Consider the following 1012-nt stretch of genomic DNA (forward strand, 5'->3'; position numbering starts at 1 on the left):
ACATGGGTGTGGCGTGGCATCGGTTCCTGGCGTTTCCGAATATCTGGTTCAAGCGGGAGGCGGACGGCGGTACGGCGCTGGGTGGGCTGCAGCCGATGACGTCGGGCGGGAAGGCGATCGACTTCACCGATCCCGGTGAGGACGACGTGTTCGGTGTCTCGCAGGTCGAGCAGTTCTCCTGGAAGGGTCTGCTGGACTTCTCCACCTGTACGGAGTGCGGGCGGTGTCAGTCGCAGTGTCCGGCGTGGAACACGGGCAAGCCGCTGTCGCCGAAGCTGCTGATCATGTCGCTGCGTGATCACGCGCATGCCAAGGCTCCGTACCTGCTGGCCGGTGGCGGCAAGTCGATGGAGGGCGAGGAGAAGGCGTCCGCCGAGGCGCTGCAGGATGTTCCGGCCGCGGCGCTGGCGGAGGCGGAGCGTCCGCTGATCGGCACGGTGGAGGAGAACGGCGTCATCGACCCGGACGTGCTGTGGTCGTGCACGACGTGCGGTGCGTGTGTCGAGCAGTGCCCCGTCGACATCGAGCATGTCGACCACATCGTCGACATGCGCCGTTACCAGGTGATGATCGAGTCGGCGTTCCCGTCCGAGGCGGGCACGATGCTGAAGAACCTGGAGAAGAAGGGCAACCCCTGGGGCCTGGCGAAGAAGCAGCGCCTGGAGTGGACCAAGGAGGTCGACTTCGAGATCCCGGTCGTCGGCAGGGACATCGAGGACCTCTCGGAGGTCGAGTACCTGTACTGGGTCGGCTGCGCCGGTGCTCTGGAGGACCGGGCGAAGAAGACCACCAAGGCCTTCGCGGAGCTGCTGCACATCGCGGGCGTGAAGTTCGCGATCATGGGCGGGGACGAGAAGTGCACCGGTGACTCCGCCCGCCGTCTGGGCAACGAGCCCCTGTTCCAGGAGCTCGGCATGGAGAACGTCGCCGCGCTGAACATGGCCTTCGGCGAGGACGACGAGGACGCATCGACCAAGAAGCCGAAGTCGGCGAAGAAGATCGTCGCGACCTG

Annotated in this window: 1 protein-coding gene; it reads left to right on the forward strand. The window is 65.9% G+C overall.

What is annotated here, in order from left to right:
- Nucleotides 1-1012 (forward strand): (Fe-S)-binding protein (locus ACWCP6_RS37230; protein WP_450937096.1); only part of this gene is annotated, 1012 nt, incomplete at both ends.

The sequence above is a fragment of the Streptomyces sp. NPDC002004 genome, from assembly GCF_053593975.1.